This window comes from Hymenobacter aquaticus (assembly GCF_004765605.1).
GTDB lineage: Bacteria > Bacteroidota > Bacteroidia > Cytophagales > Hymenobacteraceae > Hymenobacter > Hymenobacter aquaticus.
Genome location: NZ_SRLC01000003.1, coordinates 37,179 through 55,484 on the forward strand (window position 1 = coordinate 37,179; position 18,306 = coordinate 55,484).

Sequence of the window (18,306 nt, forward strand, 5' to 3'; positions counted from 1 at the left end):
GGGTTCCCGCCAAAAAACAGCCCCGCGCCGGGGTCCGGGCGGGGCTGTGTTGCGGTTAAGAGCGGAGAAGCTTAGGAGTCGCCGAAGGGGTCGTCTTCCTTGGCTTTCTTCTTTTTCTCGGCCTCTTTGGCCTTCTTCTCTTCTTCCTTCTTGAGCTTTTCGGCCTCTTTGGCTTTGGCCGCTTCCTCTTTCTTGAGCTGGGCGGCCGTCTTGCCTTCGTCTACCGGCGGATCGGTGGGAGTAGCAGCGGCGTCCTCCTTCTTTTTCTTCTTGCCGGTGTCCTCGGCCGGGGCGGCAGCGGGGTCCGTCGCGGCGTCGTCGGCGGCAGCGGCTTCCTTGTCCTTTTTCTTCTTCTTGTTAGACGAGGTATCCTCTACCGGGGCATCGGCGGCGGGCTGGCTGCCGTCGTCGAAGGCGGCGTCCTTCTCCTTCTTTTTCTTCTTCTTGTTGTCTTCCATGAAGTCGAAGTTGCCGGTGCTCACGGGGCGGGCCGGGGCGGCCTTGGGCTTGCTGTTGTCGCCGAGGTAATCCTTGCGGAAGTGGCGGGTGAAGAGGTCCTTCTCCTGCTCGTCGCCGAGGTAGAAGCCGTACTCGGTGGCCGTGTTGTAGTCGCCCTTGGCCTTGAAGCCCACGATTTCGTCGTAGGAGCCGTGCTGGGCCTTGGTCAGCAGCACGTTGTTGGCGTAGCGGATGTGGTACCAGGTCTGGGGCTCGGCCTCCAGGTACATTTCCACCGCGTCGCCGGTCGTCTCCTTCTTGATTTCGATGTAGCCGTCAATCTGGGCATTGATGTCCTTCTTGCCGATGCTCACCAGGCCAATCTTGCCCACCGAATACCAGGCCTTGAACTTCTCCGACCAGCGCAGATCCACTTTGCTCAGCACCAGGGTGTGCAGGAACTTCGGCGAGACTTTCTGGAGCGGGGTGTAGCCGCCCTTGCGGTCCATGTAGTTCTGCACGCCCTTGCTGCCGATGAATTCGCCCATCTTATACATCAGAGCCGGCGAACCGTCCAGGGCTTCGGTGAGGCCCTTGGAGTTGGTGGCCATATCGGTTCCCATAGCTTCGACGGCCTTTTCGGGCAGGTTAATGTCGAAGGTCATGAAGGTATCGAGGCGGTAGATGCTGCTGTCGGGCTTGGCATAGCCCACGGCCGCCGACTGCAGGGTGTAGTCCTTGTTGGAGTTGATGAGCTGCACCTTGCCGCGGAAGTCGAGGGCCCCGGTCGAGTCGTGCAGGGTCATTACGCTGCCCTCGTAGACGTTGGGGTCCGAGAGGTCGTTGCGGGTGATGGTGTAGTCGCCCTTCTTGGCGTCGAAGCTCAGCATCCCGTCGACCTGGAACAGGTTCATGTCGGTAATGCCGGGCTTGGCGGCCACGAACAGCGGGTACACCTTGGCCGTGGCATCGGAGAGGTAGAAGCCCGACACCATCGGGGTGCCGTCGTCCGTCTTGGGCTCCATGAGCTTGATGCGGATGCCTTTGGGGTCGATGCTGTCTTGCACCGGGAACCACTCGGCCGCCGCTGCGCTCTTGCTGAACTCCAGGCGGCTCTGCCCGTCGAAGGTGAAGCCGCGCTTCTGCGAGTTCAGGTTCACGGCCCCGCGGTACGCAATGCGGGGCGCGAGGTGGAACTTGTCGGTGGCCTGAATGGTGGCCACGGCCGTGGTGGGCGGCGCGAAGGGCGTGTCGTCGTCGTCCTTTTTCTTCAGGATGCCTTTGCTGCCCTTGCCCCCGCCACCCTTGCGGGTGTAGCCCGCCACGGCCGCCGAATCGACGGCGAAGTTGGTGAACTTGATGGCAAAGGAGTCGGCGGAGGCGTTTTTGTAGCTATACAGCGCGTTGCCCATAAACGAGGTGCGCGACTGAATCTTGATTTCGCCCTTGTAGAGGTTGTGGTACTTGGCCAGGGTGTCCATCGTGATGCGGGCGTTCTGGAAAGCCCGCATCTGGGCACCGGCCAGCACGTAGACCTTGTTGCTGTCGGGCTCAATCCAGGCGTCGGCGGCGGCAATGTAGGGCACGCCGCCGGCAATGAGGCGGTAGCGGCTCAAGTCGTACTGGCCGGTGCTGGCCCGGAACTTCAGGCCCTTCTGCTCGGGCTTGGTCGAGTAGAAGTAGGAGCGCGACGAGTCGGCGCCGGCGGCCACGCGCATCTGCACGATTTTCTTCTTGAAGTCCCACTTACCGCCGCTCAGCGTGGTGCGGTAGTCGGAGTACGGCAAGTCGATGCTGGCCTTGCTGCCCTCCTCGCGGGAGAAGTCGGCGAAGCCCTGCTTGATGTCGTATTGGAAGGCCACCTCGTTGGCCGTCAGGGCGGGCTTGTTGGCCTCCGCCGACTTGATGCTCAGCGTGGACTTCTTACCCGAGTAGCTGGTGGGCTTGAACACAAAGGCGCGGGAGCGGATAAACGACTGGGGGCCGTCCATGCGGCCGTCGCCGTAGAGGCCGCCGGGCGTGAGAATGGCCGTGCCCTTGTAGTTGTAGTCGCCGGCGTAGAACTTCATCGGCTGCCCGTCGCGCTGGGTGCTCAGGTACATCGAGTCGGCTTTCACCACCCACTTCATCTGGTAGCCCGGCAACAGCGACACCTTGGCAAACTCCACCCCGTTGAGTGGGCCCTGCGCGATGGTAGCGGTTTTGCCCACCGTCACGACGGAGTCGCGGTAGAAGATGAACTGGTCGCTGAACAGGTCGCCGGTCAGGTATTTCACCTCCCCGATGCCCTGAATACCGCGGTTGCTCATCATCACCTTGTTGTAGAGCTTGGCCTTGCCGCCGTACAGCGGGAAGCCCTCCTTGGGCAGGTCGTAGACAAAGCCCAGGGAGCCGTCTTCCTGCAAGCTCAGCTTGGTCTTGAACTCGGGCATAATATTGCCCGACACGAACGTGCCCTTGAAGCCCACGGCCGAGCGGTTCTTGTTGTTGAGCGAGTCGAGCTTGAAGGGCGGAATGTCGAAGTACACCGTCGTGTCGTAGGCGCCGCCCAGTACTTCGGGCTTGTTGAAGAACACGTAGGCCCCGGTGCTGGCATCGAACGAGGGGAAGGCCCCCAGCTTCTTGCGGCCCGATTTGTTGTTGGGCGCGTTGATGTAGAGGCGGCCGGCCGAGGTCTTGTTCTTGTTGGTCAGGGCGAAGTCGGTTTCCTTGCGGGCCTTCATCACCGAGCCTTTCGAGCCTTTGCCTTTCACGATGATGGAGTCAATCTTGACCAGGTCCACGTAGAAGCCGTCGTAGTCGAAGCGGAACTCCTTGCCCTTGAAAATAAAGGCCGAGGCCACCACGGTACCGTTGAAGAGCACGCCCCGGTTTTTCTGGATCTTGATAACGCTGCTGTCGGGCTTCACGAACACCGTCACGGAGTCGTCGGAGAAGTTGAAGCGGTCCACACCCCGCACGATCAGGTCGTTGGTGGCCAGGTTGAGCGTGGCGTTCTTGCCCGAGGGCGACAACGAGCGGATGGCAATGTGGTCGTAGTCCTTCTTGCCGCGCGACGAGTTGACGTAGTGCATGGCCTTGGGCAGCAGCACAATTTGCTCGGTCTGGGGGTTCCACTGCACGTAGCCGTCCTTGGCCAGGCCGGCCACGGCCGAGCGCACGTTGGGCTCCTTCACTTTCAGGGCCGTGGCTACGTCCTGCACCGTGAAGGTTTTGGCGTTGCCGTTCTGCTGGCTGTAGCCCACCACCAGCTGCAGCGGGTGCAGCTTGTTGATGCCCTTGATTTGCTGGTAACGGGTGTTGGTGTAGAACTCTTTCGACTCGAAGTTGGCCGTCACCTGGTTTTTGGCGGTCAGGATGGCCAGGTTGATGTAGGGCGTCTTGAGCGGCCAGGTCAGCAGCTCCGTCGCAATTTCCATCTGGTGGTACGAGTCGGTGTAGGGCGTGGTCTTGTAGAGGCCATCCTCGCGGGCCAGCTGCAGTACCTGCCGGGTCTTGGAGTAGCGCAGCTTCACGCCGGGGTGGGTCAGCGAGTCGCTCTTGTCCTGGAAGATGGTCACGGCGGCGCGGTCGGCCGAAATCAGCGTATCGCCGAGCAGGTAGGCCCGCGACGAAGCCCGGAACTTGGTTTTGCCGTCCACGTCCACGATGATGCGCGAAAGGCTGCCATCGAGCGAGGCCGAGAGCGTACGGCTGCCGGCCAGCGAGAAACCGCCGAAGTAGCGGATGTTCTCACCGATGTTCTTGACGCGGGCGTCGTTGGTGAGCGAAATAAAGCGCGGGTAGCCGGTATCGGTGGCCCCGGTCTTCTTCTTCACGCTCTTGTAGGAGAAAGCGCCCTGAATCGGGGCCTCCAGCACGGCGGGGTAAGTCAGCGTCACGGGCTCAGCCGTAAACTCGGCCTTGCCCATGTCAAAGTCGTAGTTCACGAACTCGGCCGTCACCAAGTTCTGCTTGATAGACCACGTGTACTGGCCGCCGCGCCCGATAAAGCGGTTGGTGCCGGGCACCACTACCCCGCTGGTTTTGCGCAGGAAAATAGAGTCGCCGGCGGTGGCCATAAACAGGTCCGCGTCCTTGATGAGCATCACCGGGCCGCGCGTGGCGGGGGCCACGTAGGAGTCGTAGTAGGCCGGGGCGGGCTCGAAGGCGGGTTCGGGCTCGGGAGCCGCGGCCGGAGCCGTGGTGCCCTTCGCCGCCGGGGCTTTGGCCGCCGTTTTTTTCTTGGGAGCGCCCCAACCATCGTCGCCCCAGCCGCTACCGGTGTCCCACACGTCGCCGGTGTCCCAGCCGCTGCTCTTTTTCTTGGGCGCGGGCTTGGCGGCCGGTTTAGCGGCGGGCGTTGTAGTAGTTTTCAGCGGCTGCGTCACGACGGCCGCGGCGGGCGGCGCGGGGCGCGGGGCCGGCGCGGGCTGGGGCATGTCGGTTTCGTTGTAGGCGAAGTCGAACGTGCCCCCAATCACGCGCAGCGTGTTGTAGCGCGACTGGTACAGGGTCTTGGAATCCAGGAACTGGCCCGCGCTGACCAGAAACTTCTCGGCACTGGCCAGCTGCTCCCGGTTGACGGTTTTCACCACCACTTCCAGGAAGTCGTCCATCTGCTTGTCGGAAAAGCTGTGCACCGTGGCGCCGGCCACCACGCCCTGGTAGAAGCCCTCAATGGCCGGATGCGGCTTGTATTTGCGCAGCAGCATCTGCTGCGAAATCTCCACGATGCGGGCCTGCTGAGTGGCCGTGAGCTTGTTGCTGGCCCACAGCTGCTGCAGCCGGGCCCCCACGACCTTGGCCTGGGCGTTGTTGGCCGCCACCATCATCGACTGCACGTCGATGATAAACTGCGCCGGCTCCTTGGAGAGCTTGCCCGTGAATTTGGGCAAGGCCGGGGCAGCCGGCGCGGCGGCCGGGGGCTGTTTGGAGGGAGTTTTCGTTTGTTGGGCCCAGGCGGGGGTACTGAGTCCCAACACCACCGCGCATAGCCACCCAAAAGCAAGTTGCTTCATACTTTTTCCGTCAAGACCTGATACGACGGCTACAATTTCGTGAAAATCGCCGAAACCCAGTTATTCTTGGTTCGGTGTGACTGATAGACCAATGCGTGTTTCGTCGCCTCGGCTTCAATCTTGGATAAATCCTCTTGATAAAAGCCGCTGAATAGGATAGGACGGCCCTGGGGCAGCAGGGCTGCATAGGCGTGCATATCCTCCAGCAGCACGTTGCGGTTGATGTTGGCCAGAATAATGTCGAACGGGGCTTCGCCCGCCAGCACTTCTACCCCACCGAGGCGGCACTCAATATTGGTGCAATTATTTTCGGCGGCGTTGTCGGCCGCGTTTTCCACGGTCCAGGGCTCCACGTCCACGGCCAGCACTTCCTGGGCGCCCAGGTGCACGGCCATGATGGCCAGAATGCCGGTGCCGCAGCCCATGTCGAGCACCCGCTTGCCCTGGTGGTCGATGTCGAGCTGGTTTTCAATCATCAGGGCGGTGGTTTCGTGGTGGCCGGTGCCGAAGGACATGCGCGGCATAATCACGATTTCGTACTCCAGGCCCTCGGGCTTCTCGTGGAACGGGGCCCGCACCGACACCCGGTCGGCAATAATCAGGGGCTGGAAGTTCTTTTCCCACTCGGCATTCCAGTTCTGGCGCGTAATCACGCGGTGCTCGTAGCCCAGCTCGCCCATCCCCTCGTAGCGGGCCATGACCTCGGCCACGGCGTCGGGGTTGAAGTCGCCCTCGCCGATGTATGCGCAGAAACCTTCGTCGTTGTCCTCGAAGGTGTCGTAGCCGACTTCGGCCAGCTCGGCTACCAGAATATCAGCAAGTTCACGGGGGGCCTGTACGCGTACTTCTACAAAATCCATCTTATTCAGTTGTTGAGGCGGAAAAAGCCACAAGGGCTTTGGTGATTAAGAGGGCAAGTTCGCACGAAAAAACCGGTGCGCCGCAACCAAGCCGCTTATTACCAGTGCTGGGCAACAGCAGCATTGCGGTTCCGGGTTCCGGCGGGCCCGGCGGGCCGAGGGCAGAATGGTGCTAAAAACATTTAATAATATAAATGCTCATTTATTTACCGCGCCACTGGAGTAGCGGGCCCGTGCCATTCCTGCTACCCTTTTTCAGGAGACAAACTATCCTTTCCTCTCCTGCCTGACGCGGCTCTGCTGGGCTGCAAGGCCCAGCGAAAGCCGGCGACACCACCGGGAATGATACCAAAGCCAGCTCCCCGCATGAAGCTGGTAAAGCCATAAACCTCTCCTCCAAAGCAAAAGCCCGCTCCAGTTGCTTGGATCGGGCTTTTTTGTATCTGAGCAGCCAGCCTGCTACTTGCGGCAGCCGGCAAACGAGCGGGATTTGGTGTAGTGAATGGAGAAGTCAGCCAGGGCGCGCTTGTCGGTCACGAACAGCACGTAGTCGGCGAAGTCGCGGGCGGAGGTTTGGTACCAGAAGCCTGCTTTATCGGCAAACAGCTTGTTTTCTTCCTGAAAGACCAGCAAATCGGAAAAGGCTTCCTCGGGCTCCTGGTACACGGTGGCAAAGCAGTAGCTGCGCCGGTACGGGTCGGTTTCCAGGTACACCGAGCCGTAAATCAGGCATGGGTCGATGGAGCCCACCGGCGCGGCCGAAGCCACAAAAGGCACGCGGGGCGCGGCCCGGAACGGATTCAGGGCCAGCCAGCTGGAGAGCAACAGAGAGAGGAGCATAAGTCGAAAGTAAAGCCTGATTCGGAGAGCGGCAGAAGGCAAAGATGCTGCCAGCTAAACAACGGCAACCGGCGGGGAAGTTCGGCTACGACATGGCCAGCACGTTATAATCCCAGCCAACTTGTTTTGGAAAACTACGAAAACAGAAGAACGTCATGCTGAGCGCAGCCGAAGCATCTCGCGTGCAATGGTAATCAGATTACTCCGGCAACCTCAGCACGCGAGATGTCTCGCTTTGCTCGACATGACGTTCTAGCAGTAAGCAATCAGCCGTTAAAACGACTTGATAATCTCGGTGAAGTCGCGCGACTTGAGGGAGGCGCCGCCGATGAGGCCGCCGTCGACGTCGGGCTGGCCGAACAGCTCCCGGGCGTTCTGGGCGTTGGCCGAGCCGCCGTACAGGATGGTCGTGTTCTGAGCCGCTTCGGCGTCGTAGGCGCGGGCAATCTGCTCCCGGATAAAGGCGTGCACTTCCTGGGCCTGCTCGCTGGTGGCGGTTTTGCCGGTGCCGATGGCCCAGATGGGCTCGTAGGCAATAACTACCTGGTCGAACTCCTCATTGGAGAGGTGAAACAGGCCGTTCTTGAGCTGGGCGGCCAGAAAGTCGAAGGTTTCATCGGCTTCCCGGGTTTCCAGCGACTCGCCGATGCAGAAGATGGGCTTCAGGCCGGCGGCCAGCACGGCCTTGAGCTTCTGGCTCAGCAGCTCGTCGTCCTCGTGGAAATACTGGCGCCGCTCGGAGTGGCCCAGAATCACGTACTCCACGCCCACCGACTGCAGCTGCTTGGCCGATACCTCGCCGGTAAACGCGCCGCTTTCCTTCTGGTGGCAGTTTTGCGCGCCCAGATGAATCCGGCCACCCTCGCTCAGCAGCTTGCCGATGGAGTGCAGAAACGGCGCGGGCGGCGCAATGACCACTTCCACGTTGGCACCCAGCGTTTCGTCGGCTACCATATTCGTGATTTCCGAAACCAGGGCGAGGCCGTCCTGGTAAGTCATGTTCATTTTCCAGTTGCCGGCGACGATGTTCTTGCGCATAAGAGAAAGTTGGGAGAGAAATGAATCGTTTGCCCGCAAAGAAACAATAAATCGGGCGAGCAACGGCGCGCGTTACGACTGACTGCCCCGGCGCCGCGACTTGCGCAGGGCCAGTCCGATGCTGCCGGCCAGCACGACCACGGCCCCGCCCAGCGCGGCCCAGCCCAGCTCGGGATACTCCATACGTTGCGCCGCCCAGATAGCCACCAGAGCCCACACCACCACGGCCGGGTACACCAGGTCGCGAAACACGTTGCTGATCGTCAGGGCCAGCCCGACCACCACCGCCAGCAGCAGCAGGGTGAGCAGCACCGAGATGTTCAGGTCGGTTTGCACGCCCAGCTCCCGCAGGCCGATGGTCACGTTAATCACCGTCGCCACCGAAATCCAGCCCAGGTAGAGGGAGAAGGGCACGCTAACCCAGCGCGGCACCTTGCGGGCCTGCACGTAGCGGCGCACCCGCCCGTAGGTGAGCATCAGGGCCAGCAGAATTACCAGCATGGTCACCACACTCATCTCGATCAGTTCGTAGGCAAACAGCACCACCCAGAGGGCCGTGGCCACGCTGGCCAGCGTGAGCGGGCGGGCAATGGCGTCGGGGAGGGAAGTCTGGCGCTGGGCGGGCAGCAGCTGCCACGCGGCGTAGATGGTCAGGGTCAGGAAAATCAGCCCCCAGATGCTGAAAGCGTAGCCCGCCGGGGTTAGCAGCGTGGGGTACTGCTCCGACACCATGCCCATTGTCTGCCCGTTGAACGGGCGCGCGTTGGCCCAGTAGTTCAGGCCAATGTTGCCGAGGATGCTCAGCGTGGTCAGCCAGCGCCAGGCCGAAACCGGGGTGTGGCTGCGCACCCGGACTGTAGAGTTGCTCAATTCCATAGGGGTGAAAAAGACGGGCGGCCGCCCGAGGCAGGATACATCGCAATTACGGAATTAATAAGACACTCAGATTTAGACTTATTTGAATTAATTCTAAATATTATTTATATTAAGTCTAAATAAGCTTGGATAAGTCGGCTTCCCGTCGGAGGTTTGCAGCGTTCAAACCACTGTTACCCCATGCAACACTCTTCTCTTCCTATATTCCGGCAGCTGCTCCTGGCTGTTCTGACGCTGTTATTTTCCGCGCTGGCCCTGGCCGCCCAGGGCCAGACGGCTACCATTCAGGGGCGAATTACTAATCCGGGCGGACAGGCCGTGGCCGGGGCGGGCGTGGGCATCAAGGGCACCGCGCAGGGTGCCAACACCGACGCGGAAGGCAACTTTCAGATTGCGGGCCTGGCGGCGGGCAGCTACACGCTGCACGTGCGGCTGGTCGGCTTCGGCTCCCAGGAGCGGCGCGTGAAGCTGGCCGCCGGCGAAACCAGCACCCAGAACTTCGTGCTGACGGAAAGCACCGAGCAATTGCAGGAGGTGGTCGTGGAAGGCAAAAGCACCAACAAGTTTGCCCGCAAAGAGTCGGAGTACGTGGGCAAGATGCCGCTCCAGAACCTGGAAAACCCGCAGGTGTACGCCACCGTGGGCAAGGAGCTGCTGACCGAGCAGTCGGTGTTTACCGTGGATGATGCCCTGCGCAACGCCCCGGGCGTGCAGCGGATGTGGGACGCGACGGGCCGGGCCGGCGACGGGGGCGGCTTCTACGGCAGCCGGGGCTTTATTCTGCAGAGCCGCCTGCGCAACGGCATCGTGGGCGGCGTCACGAGCGACATCGACGCGGTGAACCTGGAGAAGCTCGAAGTTATCAAGGGCCCGTCGGCCACGCTCTTTGGCAGCTCCCTGACCTCCTACGGCGGGTTGATTAACCGCGTCACGAAGAAAGCCTACGACACCTTCGGCGGGGAGGTCAGCGTATCGGGCGGCAGCTACGGCTTCCACCGCATCAGCGCCGACGTGAACCTGGTGGACCCCAACGCTCCCAGTGACCAGCCCAAAACCCTGGCTTTCCGCCTGAATACGGCTTATCAGTACGAAGACAGCTTCCAGGACAAGGGCTTTGGCCGCAGCATCGCCGTGGCTCCTACCCTCACCTACCGCCCCACCGACCGGCTGACCATTAACCTGGATGCCGAGCTGATGCAGGGCCAGAACATGGGCAAGCAGCTGTTCTTCTTCTACTCGCCGGTTTCGGAGCTGGGTGTGTCGCGGGCCGAGGATTTGCCCCTGGACTACCGCAAATCGTACGCGGGCAACGGCCTGGTGCAATCCTCGCGCAGCGCCAACGTCTTCGGCCAGGTGAATTACCGGATTTCGCCTGCCTTCACTTCCTCGACCAACCTGAGCGCCGGCCAGAGCTTTTCGGACGGCTTCGGTCCTTACTTCTACCTGGTTTCGGACGCGGCCCTGGCCAAGAAAGGCGCCCCGGTACCCGCGCCCGGCATGCACTCCCTGCTTCGGGCCGACCAGTCGACGCGCAACAGCACGCTGAACACCTACGAGGTGCAGCAGCTCTTCAACGGCGACTTTACGCTGGGCAACCTGCGCAACCGCGTGGTGGTGGGCCTGGACTTCCTGCGCCTCGACAACAACATCAAGTTTTTCGGCGGCGTCGTGGATACCGTGCCGCTCAACCAGCCCAACTACGACTATTCAACGTTCAGCGGCCCCAACGTGGAGGCCTTCTACGCCGGAAAGACCCCGCCGGCCTACATCAACAACACCAAGTCGAACACCTACAGCGCCTTCGTGTCGGATGTGCTGAACCTGACCGAGCGCCTCAGCGTGCTGGCCGCCCTGCGCCTCGACCGGTACGACTACAAGGGCGGTATTCTGTACGGGGCCGTGGACCCGTACACCCAAACCAACCTGTCGCCCAAGCTGGGGGTGGTGTTTCAGCCGGTGCTGAACCGGGTGGCGCTGTTTGCCAACTACCAGAACAGCTTCAATAACCAGAACGGCGCCTACATCGACGTCAACAACCAGCAGCAGCGGGCCAAGGCCGAGCGCGCCAACCAGCTGGAGGGCGGCGTGAAGCTGGACGCCGTGGATGGCCGGTTCAGCGCGACGGTGAGCTACTACGCCATCAAGGTGAAAGACGTGCTGCGCCCCACTCCCACTCTGGATCTGCCCGGCGCCCAAACCCAGGACGGCAACCAGGTGAGCAACGGCGTGGAAGTAAACCTGATTGCCAACCCATTCGCGGGCTTCAACGCGGTGGCCGGCTTCAGCTACAACGACTCGAAGCTGCAGAAAACCGCCGAAATCACCAATGGCCTGCGCCCGAACACGGCTTCCTCGCCCTACGTAGCCAACCTGTGGCTGAGCTACCGGTTGCCCGAAGGCCTGCTGCAAGGGCTGGGCTTCGGCTTCGGGGGCAACTACGCCAGCGAGAATAAGGTACAGAACACGACGGCCGGCGCCTTCATTCTGCCCTCGTATACCGTACTCAACGCCTCGGCTTTCTACGACCAGCCCCGCTTCCGGATTTCGGCCAAGGTGGACAACCTCACCGATAAGCAATACTGGGTAGGCTACACCACCCTCAGCCCGCAGAAATTGCGCAGCGTGGTGGGCAGCGTGGCCTACAAGTTCTAACTCGTCTGAAACGCCTGTCATCCTGAGCCAAGCGAAGGACCTTATACCAGTTGAACGATGGTCGTGACAATGACTCGTTCTGGCGTGATAGGGTCCTTCGCTTGGCTCAGGATGACAGGCCAGTAACAAGGCTTTATCAACAATCTGCTATGACGTTCAGGAAAGTCGTCGGCACATTGCACCTCTGGCTCGGGCTTTCCACCGGGCTGGTGGTGTTTATCGTGAGCCTGACCGGGGCCATCTTCACGTTTCAGGACGAAATCCGGGACGCGACGCAGGCCTCGTGGCGCAAGGTGGAAGCGCCAGCCCAGCCCACGGAACAACTGCTGCCTTCCCGCCTGCAGGCCGTAGTAAAGCGGAATCACCCGGAGCTGAAGCCCGCCTTCTTTATGTACATGGGCCCCGACCGGTCGGCGGTGCTGTACAGCACCGACAAGCAGGACGCGTACTTTGCCACCGCGCTGAACCCCTATACCGGGCAGGAGCTGGGCCACCTCGACCTGCGAAAAGACTTTTTCAGCATCGTACAGGACCTGCACATGTACTTGCTGCTGCCGGTTGAAGTTGGCCACTGGGTGGTGGGCATTTCGGTGCTGGTATTCGTGGTGATGCTCCTGACGGGCATTATTCTGTGGTGGCCCAAGCGCAAAACCGACCGGAAACGCAGCTTTACCATCAAGTGGGGCGCCCGGTGGCGGCGCGTGAATTACGACCTGCACAACGTGCTGGGCTTTTACGCGGCCAGCATTGCCCTGCTTCTGGCCCTGACCGGGCTGATGATGAGCTTTGAGTGGGTGCTCAAGTCGGTGTACTTCGCCGCCAACGCCGGCCACGACTACCCGCAGGAGAAAACGCCGCCGACGGTAGACACCCTGCAAACCGTGGCCGCCGCGCCCCGGCCCGTGGCCGACGTGTACTACCAGCAAATCCGGCGCAGCTCCCCCACGGCCAAGATGATTTTCCTGGGCCTGCCGGCTTCACCCAAGCAGCCGGTTTACAGCGTTGCCTACGAACGGGCTTTGTACTACTACCACCGCGACGAATACTACTTCCACCCGGTATCGGGGCAGCTGCTCAAGGCCATTCCGCACGCCAGCAAGAGCAACGGGCAGAAGGTAGCCGACGTGAACTACGACCTGCACACGGGCCAGGCGCTGGGTCTGGGCGGCAAAATTCTGGCCTTCCTGGGCAGCCTGATTTCGGCCAGCTTGCCCGTCACGGGCTTTCTGGTGTGGTGGGGCCGCCGCCAGAAGCCTAAGAAGCAGCGCGGCAAAGTAGCAGCCATTCGAACGATGTAGAGCCGCGAATACGCGTCTCAATCGTTGCTGATGATGTTTACCCTACCGATTATCGTTCAACGATTGAGACGCGAATACGCGTCTCTACACCGGGCAACGAAGCTACGCAGCGAAGTACTTATCGACCAGCTCGTCGGTCAGCTCCCGGGAGCCGGTCTGGCCGTTTTTGGCGGGTGGGAAGGCATTGCGGCAAAAGCCCATCTGGCGCTGAAAGTCATACAGTGCGTGGCAGTAGCCGGCAATGATGAGGGCGGCCGTCGTCTGGGCCACGTCCCAGAAAACCTGGACGGTGACGGGCGTTTCGCGGTCCTGCACGTCGGCTACATTATAGATGTGCAGCGCGTCGAGGATTTCCAGCTCCGCGCCGTTGCGCAGGGCGTAGAGGTAGCCGGTTTCGCCGTCGTCCTCGAACATCACCTCAAACTCGTGGCCGGCGGCCGTGCTGCTGATGAGCTGGTTTTCCTGGCCGGGCTCAGGCTAGCCTACTTTTATCTGTTCTTCGGCACCTAGTAGCATAACGGTCTTTTGCAGTAAAAAAGGAGCCGCCCTGCTACGGGCGGCTCCTTTCGTGTACGGCTAATTTGGCCCGAAAGCCTTACAGCTTTTCGGCCAGGAAGCGGGCCGTGTGGTTGGTGTCCTTGTGGGCCAGCATGTCCTCGGGCGTGCCCTCGAAGAGCAGGTGGCCACCGTTGGTGCCGCCCTCGGGGCCGAGGTCGATAATCCAGTCGGCGCACTTGATGATGTCCATGTTGTGCTCGATGATGAGCACCGAGTTGCCTTGCTCAATCAGGGCGTTGAGGGCCTTGAGCAGCTTGGCAATGTCGTGGAAGTGCAGGCCGGTGCTGGGCTCGTCGAAGATGAACAGAATTTTATCCTGCTGCAGCGTGGCGCCCTTGGTCAGGAAGGAGGCCAGCTTCACGCGCTGGGCCTCGCCGCCCGAGAGGGTATTGGCCGACTGCCCCAGGCGGATGTAGCCCAGCCCCACGTCGTCCAGCGGCTTGAGGCGCTCGGCTACTTTGGGCTGACCCTTGAAGAACTCCACGGCGTCGGCCACGGTCATTTCCAGCACTTCGTCGATGCCCTTGTCCTGGAATTTGACGTCCAGAATATCCTGCTTGAACTTGCGGCCGCCGCAGCTTTCACAAGTCAGGTAGATGTCGGCCATGAACTGCATTTCAATCTTGACCTGCCCTTCGCCCTGGCACACCTCGCAGCGGCCGCCTTCGATGTTGAACGAGAAATGGGAAGGTTTCAAACCCCGGGCCTTGGCCAGGGGCTGATCCGAAAACAGCGTCCGGATGGCGTCGTAGGCCTTCACGTAGGTCACCGGGTTAGAGCGGCTGCTCTTGCCGATGGGGTTCTGGTCCACGAACTCGACGTGGCTGACTTGGCCCTGCACACCCATCAGGCGGTCGAACTTGCCGGTGGCTTCGCCCGCGCCGCCGCCGAGCTGCTTGGCTACGGCCGGGGCAAGAATGCGCTTCACCAGCGTGGATTTTCCCGAGCCCGACACGCCCGTTACGACGGTCATCACGCCCAGCGGAAACTTGGCGTTGACGTTCTTGAGGTTGTTTTCCCGAGCCCCGGTTACCTCCAGCGCGTTGCGCCAGGGCCGCCGGATCTGGGGCACTTTCACCTCCATCTTGCCGCTCAGGTACTGCCCGGTGTAGGTGGTGGTGTTCTTGAGAATTTCGGGGTAAGTGCCCTGGAACATCAGGTTGCCGCCGCCGCTGCCGGCTTCGGGTCCGATGTCGATAATCTGGTCGGCCTCCTCCATCATCTTTTCCTCGTGCTCCACCACAATGACGGTGTTGCCGAGCTTCTGCAAGGAGCGCAGCACGCCGATGAGCTGCTCGGCATCCTTGGGGTGCAAACCAATGCTGGGCTCGTCGAGGATGTACATGGAGCCCACCAGGGCCGAGCCGAGCGAGGTAGCCAGCGAAATCCGCTGACTCTCTCCGCCGGAGAGCGTGCTGCTCAGGCGGTTCAGCGTCAGGTAGCCCAGGCCCACGCGGTTGAGGTAGCCCAGGCGGTTGGTGATTTCCGTGCTCAGGCGCTCGGCCACCTTCATTTCGTGCTCGGTCAGGGCCAGGTTTTCGAAGAAATCCAGGGCCTTGCTGATGGGCAGCAGCACGAGGTCGGTGATGCTCTGGTCCTGAATCTTGACGTACTGGGCGTCTTTGCGCAGGCGGGTGCCGCGGCAGTCGGGGCAGGTGGTGCGGCCCCGGTAGCGGCTTTGCAGCACCCGGTATTGGATTTTGTGGGTTTGGGTGGCTACCCACTTAAAGTACTCGTCGAGGCCGTCGAAGTACTTGTTGCCTTTCCAGAGCAGGGTGCGCTCGGCCTCGCTCAGCTCGTTGTAGGGCCGGTGAATGGGGAAGTCGAAGCGGATGCCGTTTTTGAGCAGGGGCTTGAGCCACTCGCTCTGCTTATCGGTGCGCCAAGGCGCAATGGCCCCCTCGTACACGGTCAGGCTCTTGTCGGGAATCACCAGGTCCTCATCAATACCCAGCACCGAGCCGAAGCCTTCGCAGGTCTGGCAGGCGCCGTAGGGGTTGTTGAAGCTGAAAAAGTTGACGTTGGGCTCCTCGAACACCATGCCGTCAAGCTCAAATCGGTCGGAGAAGGTGCGGGTTTCGTTGTCGAGGCGGACCAGGCAGGTACCGTGGCCTTCGAAAAACGCGGTTTGCACCGAGTCGGACAGGCGGAAGTGCAGGTCTTCGTCGCCGGGGCGGATAACGGCGCGGTCAATCATGATGTGCACGTCGCCCTTCACCTCGGGCTTGCCCTCGCCAATCAGGTCTTCGATAAAGGCGGTTTCGTCGCCGTTGATGACCACCCGGCTGTAGCCTTTCTGCAGGAGCAGATCTAGCTCCTTGCTCATGGGGCGGCCGTCGGCCGAGGGCTGCAACGGCGCCAGAATCGTAACGCGGGTGCCGTCTTCCAGGCCAAAGAGGTAATCGACGACATCGGCCACGGTGTCTTTGCGCACCTGCTCGCCGCTGACGGGCGAAAACGTGCGGCCCACCCGGGCGAAAAGCAGCTTGAGGTAGTCGTAAATCTCGGTGCTGGTGCCCACCGTCGAGCGGTTGTTCTTGATGCTGACCTTCTGCTCAATGGCAATGGCCGGCGAAATACCGCGGATGTAGTCCACGTCGGGCTTGTCCATGCGGCCCAGAAACTGCCGGGCGTAGGAGCTCAGGCTTTCCACGTACATGCGCTGCCCCTCGGCGTAGAGCGTGTCGAAGGCCAGGCTCGACTTGCCCGAGCCCGACAAGCCCGTGACAACGATAAACTTGTTGCGCGGCAGGGCCACGCTGAGGTTTTTGAGGTTGTGTACCCGGGCATTCTTAATCAGAATGAACTCGCGCGGGTCGAGCTGGTCAATCGGGTCGGCCGCGGGGGCGGCTACTTGTAAAGAATCTTGGGCCATAGAAACGGTAAACAGCCAAGGCGGCCCGTAAGGTTTCCGCCCCGGCAATTAGACCAGCGAAGGTACGGCGGAATGCGGGGCAAAGACGAGCCGCCGCGGAAATTAGCGGAAACGGCCCCGGGTTGGTTCGGGCAGCAGCAGCGCGCTTACCCCGAACCGACAACTGCCGCCGCATCTTCTTAAAATAAGTTTTTTTCTATATTCACCACCCCACCGGAGCCGCTGAATCTTCTGCGGCCAGAGTCACGTAAATTTGGTATTTTCGGACCCTTTTTTGCTCTCAAGCTAACTACAACGCCCCTCAAACAGGAATTTATGAAGAAATTATTACACGTTGCAGTTATCCATTTATTGTTTTTTGCCTTTGCGCTTAGTAGCACTTTCACCTTGGCCGCTGGCGTAGAGCCTTCTCCCCTGAACGGGCAGTGGAAAGGCCAACTGAAGGTACCCGGCGGCAGCCTCGACCTGATTATTACCATCGTGCCCCTCACCGGCGGCACCTACTACGCGGCCCTGGACGTGCCCAAGCAGAAAATCAGCCGGATGCCGGTGGAAGTGGAGTTCAAGAAGGATGATGTGCTGCTCAAGATTGAGCAGGCCGGCAGCCGCTTCACCGGCACGCTCAGCGACGACAAGAAATCTATTGCCGGCACCTGGGAGCAGCCGGGCCTGAAAGAGCAGGTGACGTTCGTGCAGGCCGTTGCTTCCGTCGTCAGCGCGCCCTCGTTCAAACCGGCCCTGCCCTACAAGCTGGAAGAGGTAATCGTGCCCAACAAACCCGCCAAGCTGCGCCTGGGCGCCACTCTGACGATGCCCACCGGCAACGGGCCCTTCCCGGCCGTGGTGCTGATTTCCGACTCGGGCCCGCAGGACCGCGACGCCTCGCAGGAAGAGTACCACATGTTTGCCATCCTGGCCGACTACCTTACCCGCCACGGCATTGCGGTGCTGCGCTACGACGACCGGGGCGTGGGCAAATCGGATGGGCACTACGCCATTGCAACCACCGCCGACCTGGTCACCGACGCGCAGGCGGCGATGGGCTTTCTGCGGGCGCACTACCGGGTCGACAAGAAGAAGGTGGGTATGATCGGCCACGGTGAGGGTGCCAATATTGCCCTGCTGGCCGCCACGCAGCTGAAATCCCCGGACTTCGTGATTTCGCTGGCGGGCTACGGCCTGCCGGGCCGCGACGTGCTGCGCCGCCAACAGGTAGAAATCATGCGCATGATCGGGGCCAACTCCACTCAGGTCGACGCGGCCCTGAAGCTGCACGACAAGATGATCAACATCATCCGGCAGACGCCCAACAATAACCAGGCGCGGGGCAAGGTAGCGGCCATGATCCGGCTCAACAACGCCGACATCGACCCCCTGATGGCCCGGGCCCGGGCCGCCCAGCTCACCTCGCCCTGGTACCGCTACTACCTCGACTTTGACCCCAAAATGAAGCTGGGCGAAGTGCGCTGCCCGGTGCTGGCCCTGAATGGCAACGAAGACCTGCAGGTAACGGCCGGCAAAAACCTTACGATTCTGCAGAAAGGACTGAAGGCCAACGGCAACCGCAACGTAACGGTACATAAAGTGACCGGCGTAAACCATTCCTTCCAGCCCGACCAGTCGGAGTGGCCGCTGGTAAACGGGGAGCAGAAACCTAACTTTTCGCCCAAGGCCTTGGCCCTGATGCAAACCTGGCTGGATGAGCACGCCCGCCCGGCGCCGCTGGCCATTGCGCCCACGCCGCGCTCCAATCCGAAGACGACCCTGCAACGACCCTCGAAGCCCGCCGCCGTGCAGAAGACGGGCCGGTAAGCCCCGCTCCTCGCAAAGCAGCCCCGCCGGCACGCTTCCCCCCCCGGGAACTTGTCGGC

General features: G+C 61.4%; 10 protein-coding genes. 3 read left to right on the forward strand and 7 right to left on the reverse strand.

All coding sequences use genetic code 11. From position 1 onward, the window contains the following. Positions 1–71 precede the first annotated feature (71 nt). The 5 genes from E5K00_RS19975 to E5K00_RS19995 form a co-directional block, all read right to left on the reverse strand. Positions 72–5,315 (reverse strand): hypothetical protein, encoded by a 5,244-nt coding sequence (locus E5K00_RS19975; RefSeq protein ID WP_135465088.1) that lies wholly within the window; start codon positions 5,313–5,315, stop codon positions 72–74. A 152-nt stretch (positions 5,316–5,467) separates the two neighbouring features. Further along, positions 5,468–6,298 carry a 50S ribosomal protein L11 methyltransferase gene (prmA, locus tag E5K00_RS19980; RefSeq protein WP_135465089.1) on the reverse strand — a complete coding sequence of 277 codons (831 nt, stop codon included), beginning with the start codon at positions 6,296–6,298 and terminating at the stop codon, positions 5,468–5,470. Positions 6,299–6,757: 459 nt separating this feature from the next. Beyond that, the gene (locus tag E5K00_RS19985) at positions 6,758–7,138 is read right to left on the reverse strand and encodes a DUF6150 family protein (RefSeq protein WP_245328365.1); all 381 of its coding nucleotides are present in this window, start codon (positions 7,136–7,138) and stop codon (positions 6,758–6,760) included. Positions 7,139–7,411: 273 nt separating this feature from the next. Continuing rightward, positions 7,412–8,176 carry a triose-phosphate isomerase gene (gene tpiA, locus E5K00_RS19990; protein ID WP_135465090.1) on the reverse strand — a complete coding sequence of 255 codons (765 nt, stop codon included), beginning with the start codon at positions 8,174–8,176 and terminating at the stop codon, positions 7,412–7,414. Between the two features lie 72 nt (positions 8,177–8,248). Continuing rightward, complete coding sequence (locus tag E5K00_RS19995) at positions 8,249–9,052, reverse strand: tryptophan-rich sensory protein (protein ID WP_135465091.1); 804 nt, start codon at positions 9,050–9,052, stop codon at positions 8,249–8,251. A gap of 180 nt (positions 9,053–9,232) precedes the next feature. Between E5K00_RS19995 and E5K00_RS20000 the strand changes: the two genes are divergently transcribed. Next, the gene (locus E5K00_RS20000; protein WP_135465092.1) at positions 9,233–11,704 is read left to right on the forward strand and encodes a TonB-dependent receptor; all 2,472 of its coding nucleotides are present in this window, start codon (positions 9,233–9,235) and stop codon (positions 11,702–11,704) included. A gap of 149 nt (positions 11,705–11,853) precedes the next feature. Next, entirely contained in the window at positions 11,854–13,002 is a 1,149-nt protein-coding gene (locus E5K00_RS20005) for a PepSY-associated TM helix domain-containing protein (protein WP_135465093.1), read from the forward strand. Between the two features lie 102 nt (positions 13,003–13,104). Here the strand turns inward: E5K00_RS20005 and E5K00_RS20010 are convergent, their stop codons facing one another. Next, positions 13,105–13,452, reverse strand: coding sequence for a DUF2251 domain-containing protein (locus E5K00_RS20010; RefSeq protein WP_262710104.1), 348 nt, complete (start codon positions 13,450–13,452; stop codon positions 13,105–13,107). A gap of 145 nt (positions 13,453–13,597) precedes the next feature. Continuing rightward, positions 13,598–16,435: an excinuclease ABC subunit UvrA gene (gene uvrA / locus E5K00_RS20015; protein ID WP_135465095.1), complete on the reverse strand. Its 2,838-nt coding sequence runs from the start codon at positions 16,433–16,435 to the stop codon at positions 13,598–13,600. 315 nt (positions 16,436–16,750) lie between these two features. Here uvrA and E5K00_RS20020 point away from each other — a divergent pair, with 315 nt between their 5' ends. Next, positions 16,751–18,247, forward strand: coding sequence for an alpha/beta hydrolase family protein (locus tag E5K00_RS20020; RefSeq protein ID WP_135465096.1), 1,497 nt, complete (start codon positions 16,751–16,753; stop codon positions 18,245–18,247). Positions 18,248–18,306 lie beyond the last annotated feature (59 nt).

Bases quoted from the DNA above. Each gene is read 5' to 3' on its own strand.
- E5K00_RS20000 (WP_135465092.1), top strand. From the start codon at position 9,233: ATGCAACACTCTTCTCTTCCTATATTCCGGCAGCTGCTCCTGGCTGTT.
- tpiA (WP_135465090.1), bottom strand. From the start codon at position 8,176: ATGCGCAAGAACATCGTCGCCGGCAACTGGAAAATGAACATGACTTAC.
- E5K00_RS19985 (WP_245328365.1), bottom strand. From the start codon at position 7,138: ATGCTCCTCTCTCTGTTGCTCTCCAGCTGGCTGGCCCTGAATCCGTTC.
- E5K00_RS19995 (WP_135465091.1), bottom strand. From the start codon at position 9,052: ATGGAATTGAGCAACTCTACAGTCCGGGTGCGCAGCCACACCCCGGTT.
- uvrA (WP_135465095.1), bottom strand. From the start codon at position 16,435: ATGGCCCAAGATTCTTTACAAGTAGCCGCCCCCGCGGCCGACCCGATT.
- E5K00_RS20020 (WP_135465096.1), top strand. From the start codon at position 16,751: ATGAAGAAATTATTACACGTTGCAGTTATCCATTTATTGTTTTTTGCC.
- E5K00_RS20005 (WP_135465093.1), top strand. From the start codon at position 11,854: ATGACGTTCAGGAAAGTCGTCGGCACATTGCACCTCTGGCTCGGGCTT.
- prmA (WP_135465089.1), bottom strand. From the start codon at position 6,298: ATGGATTTTGTAGAAGTACGCGTACAGGCCCCCCGTGAACTTGCTGAT.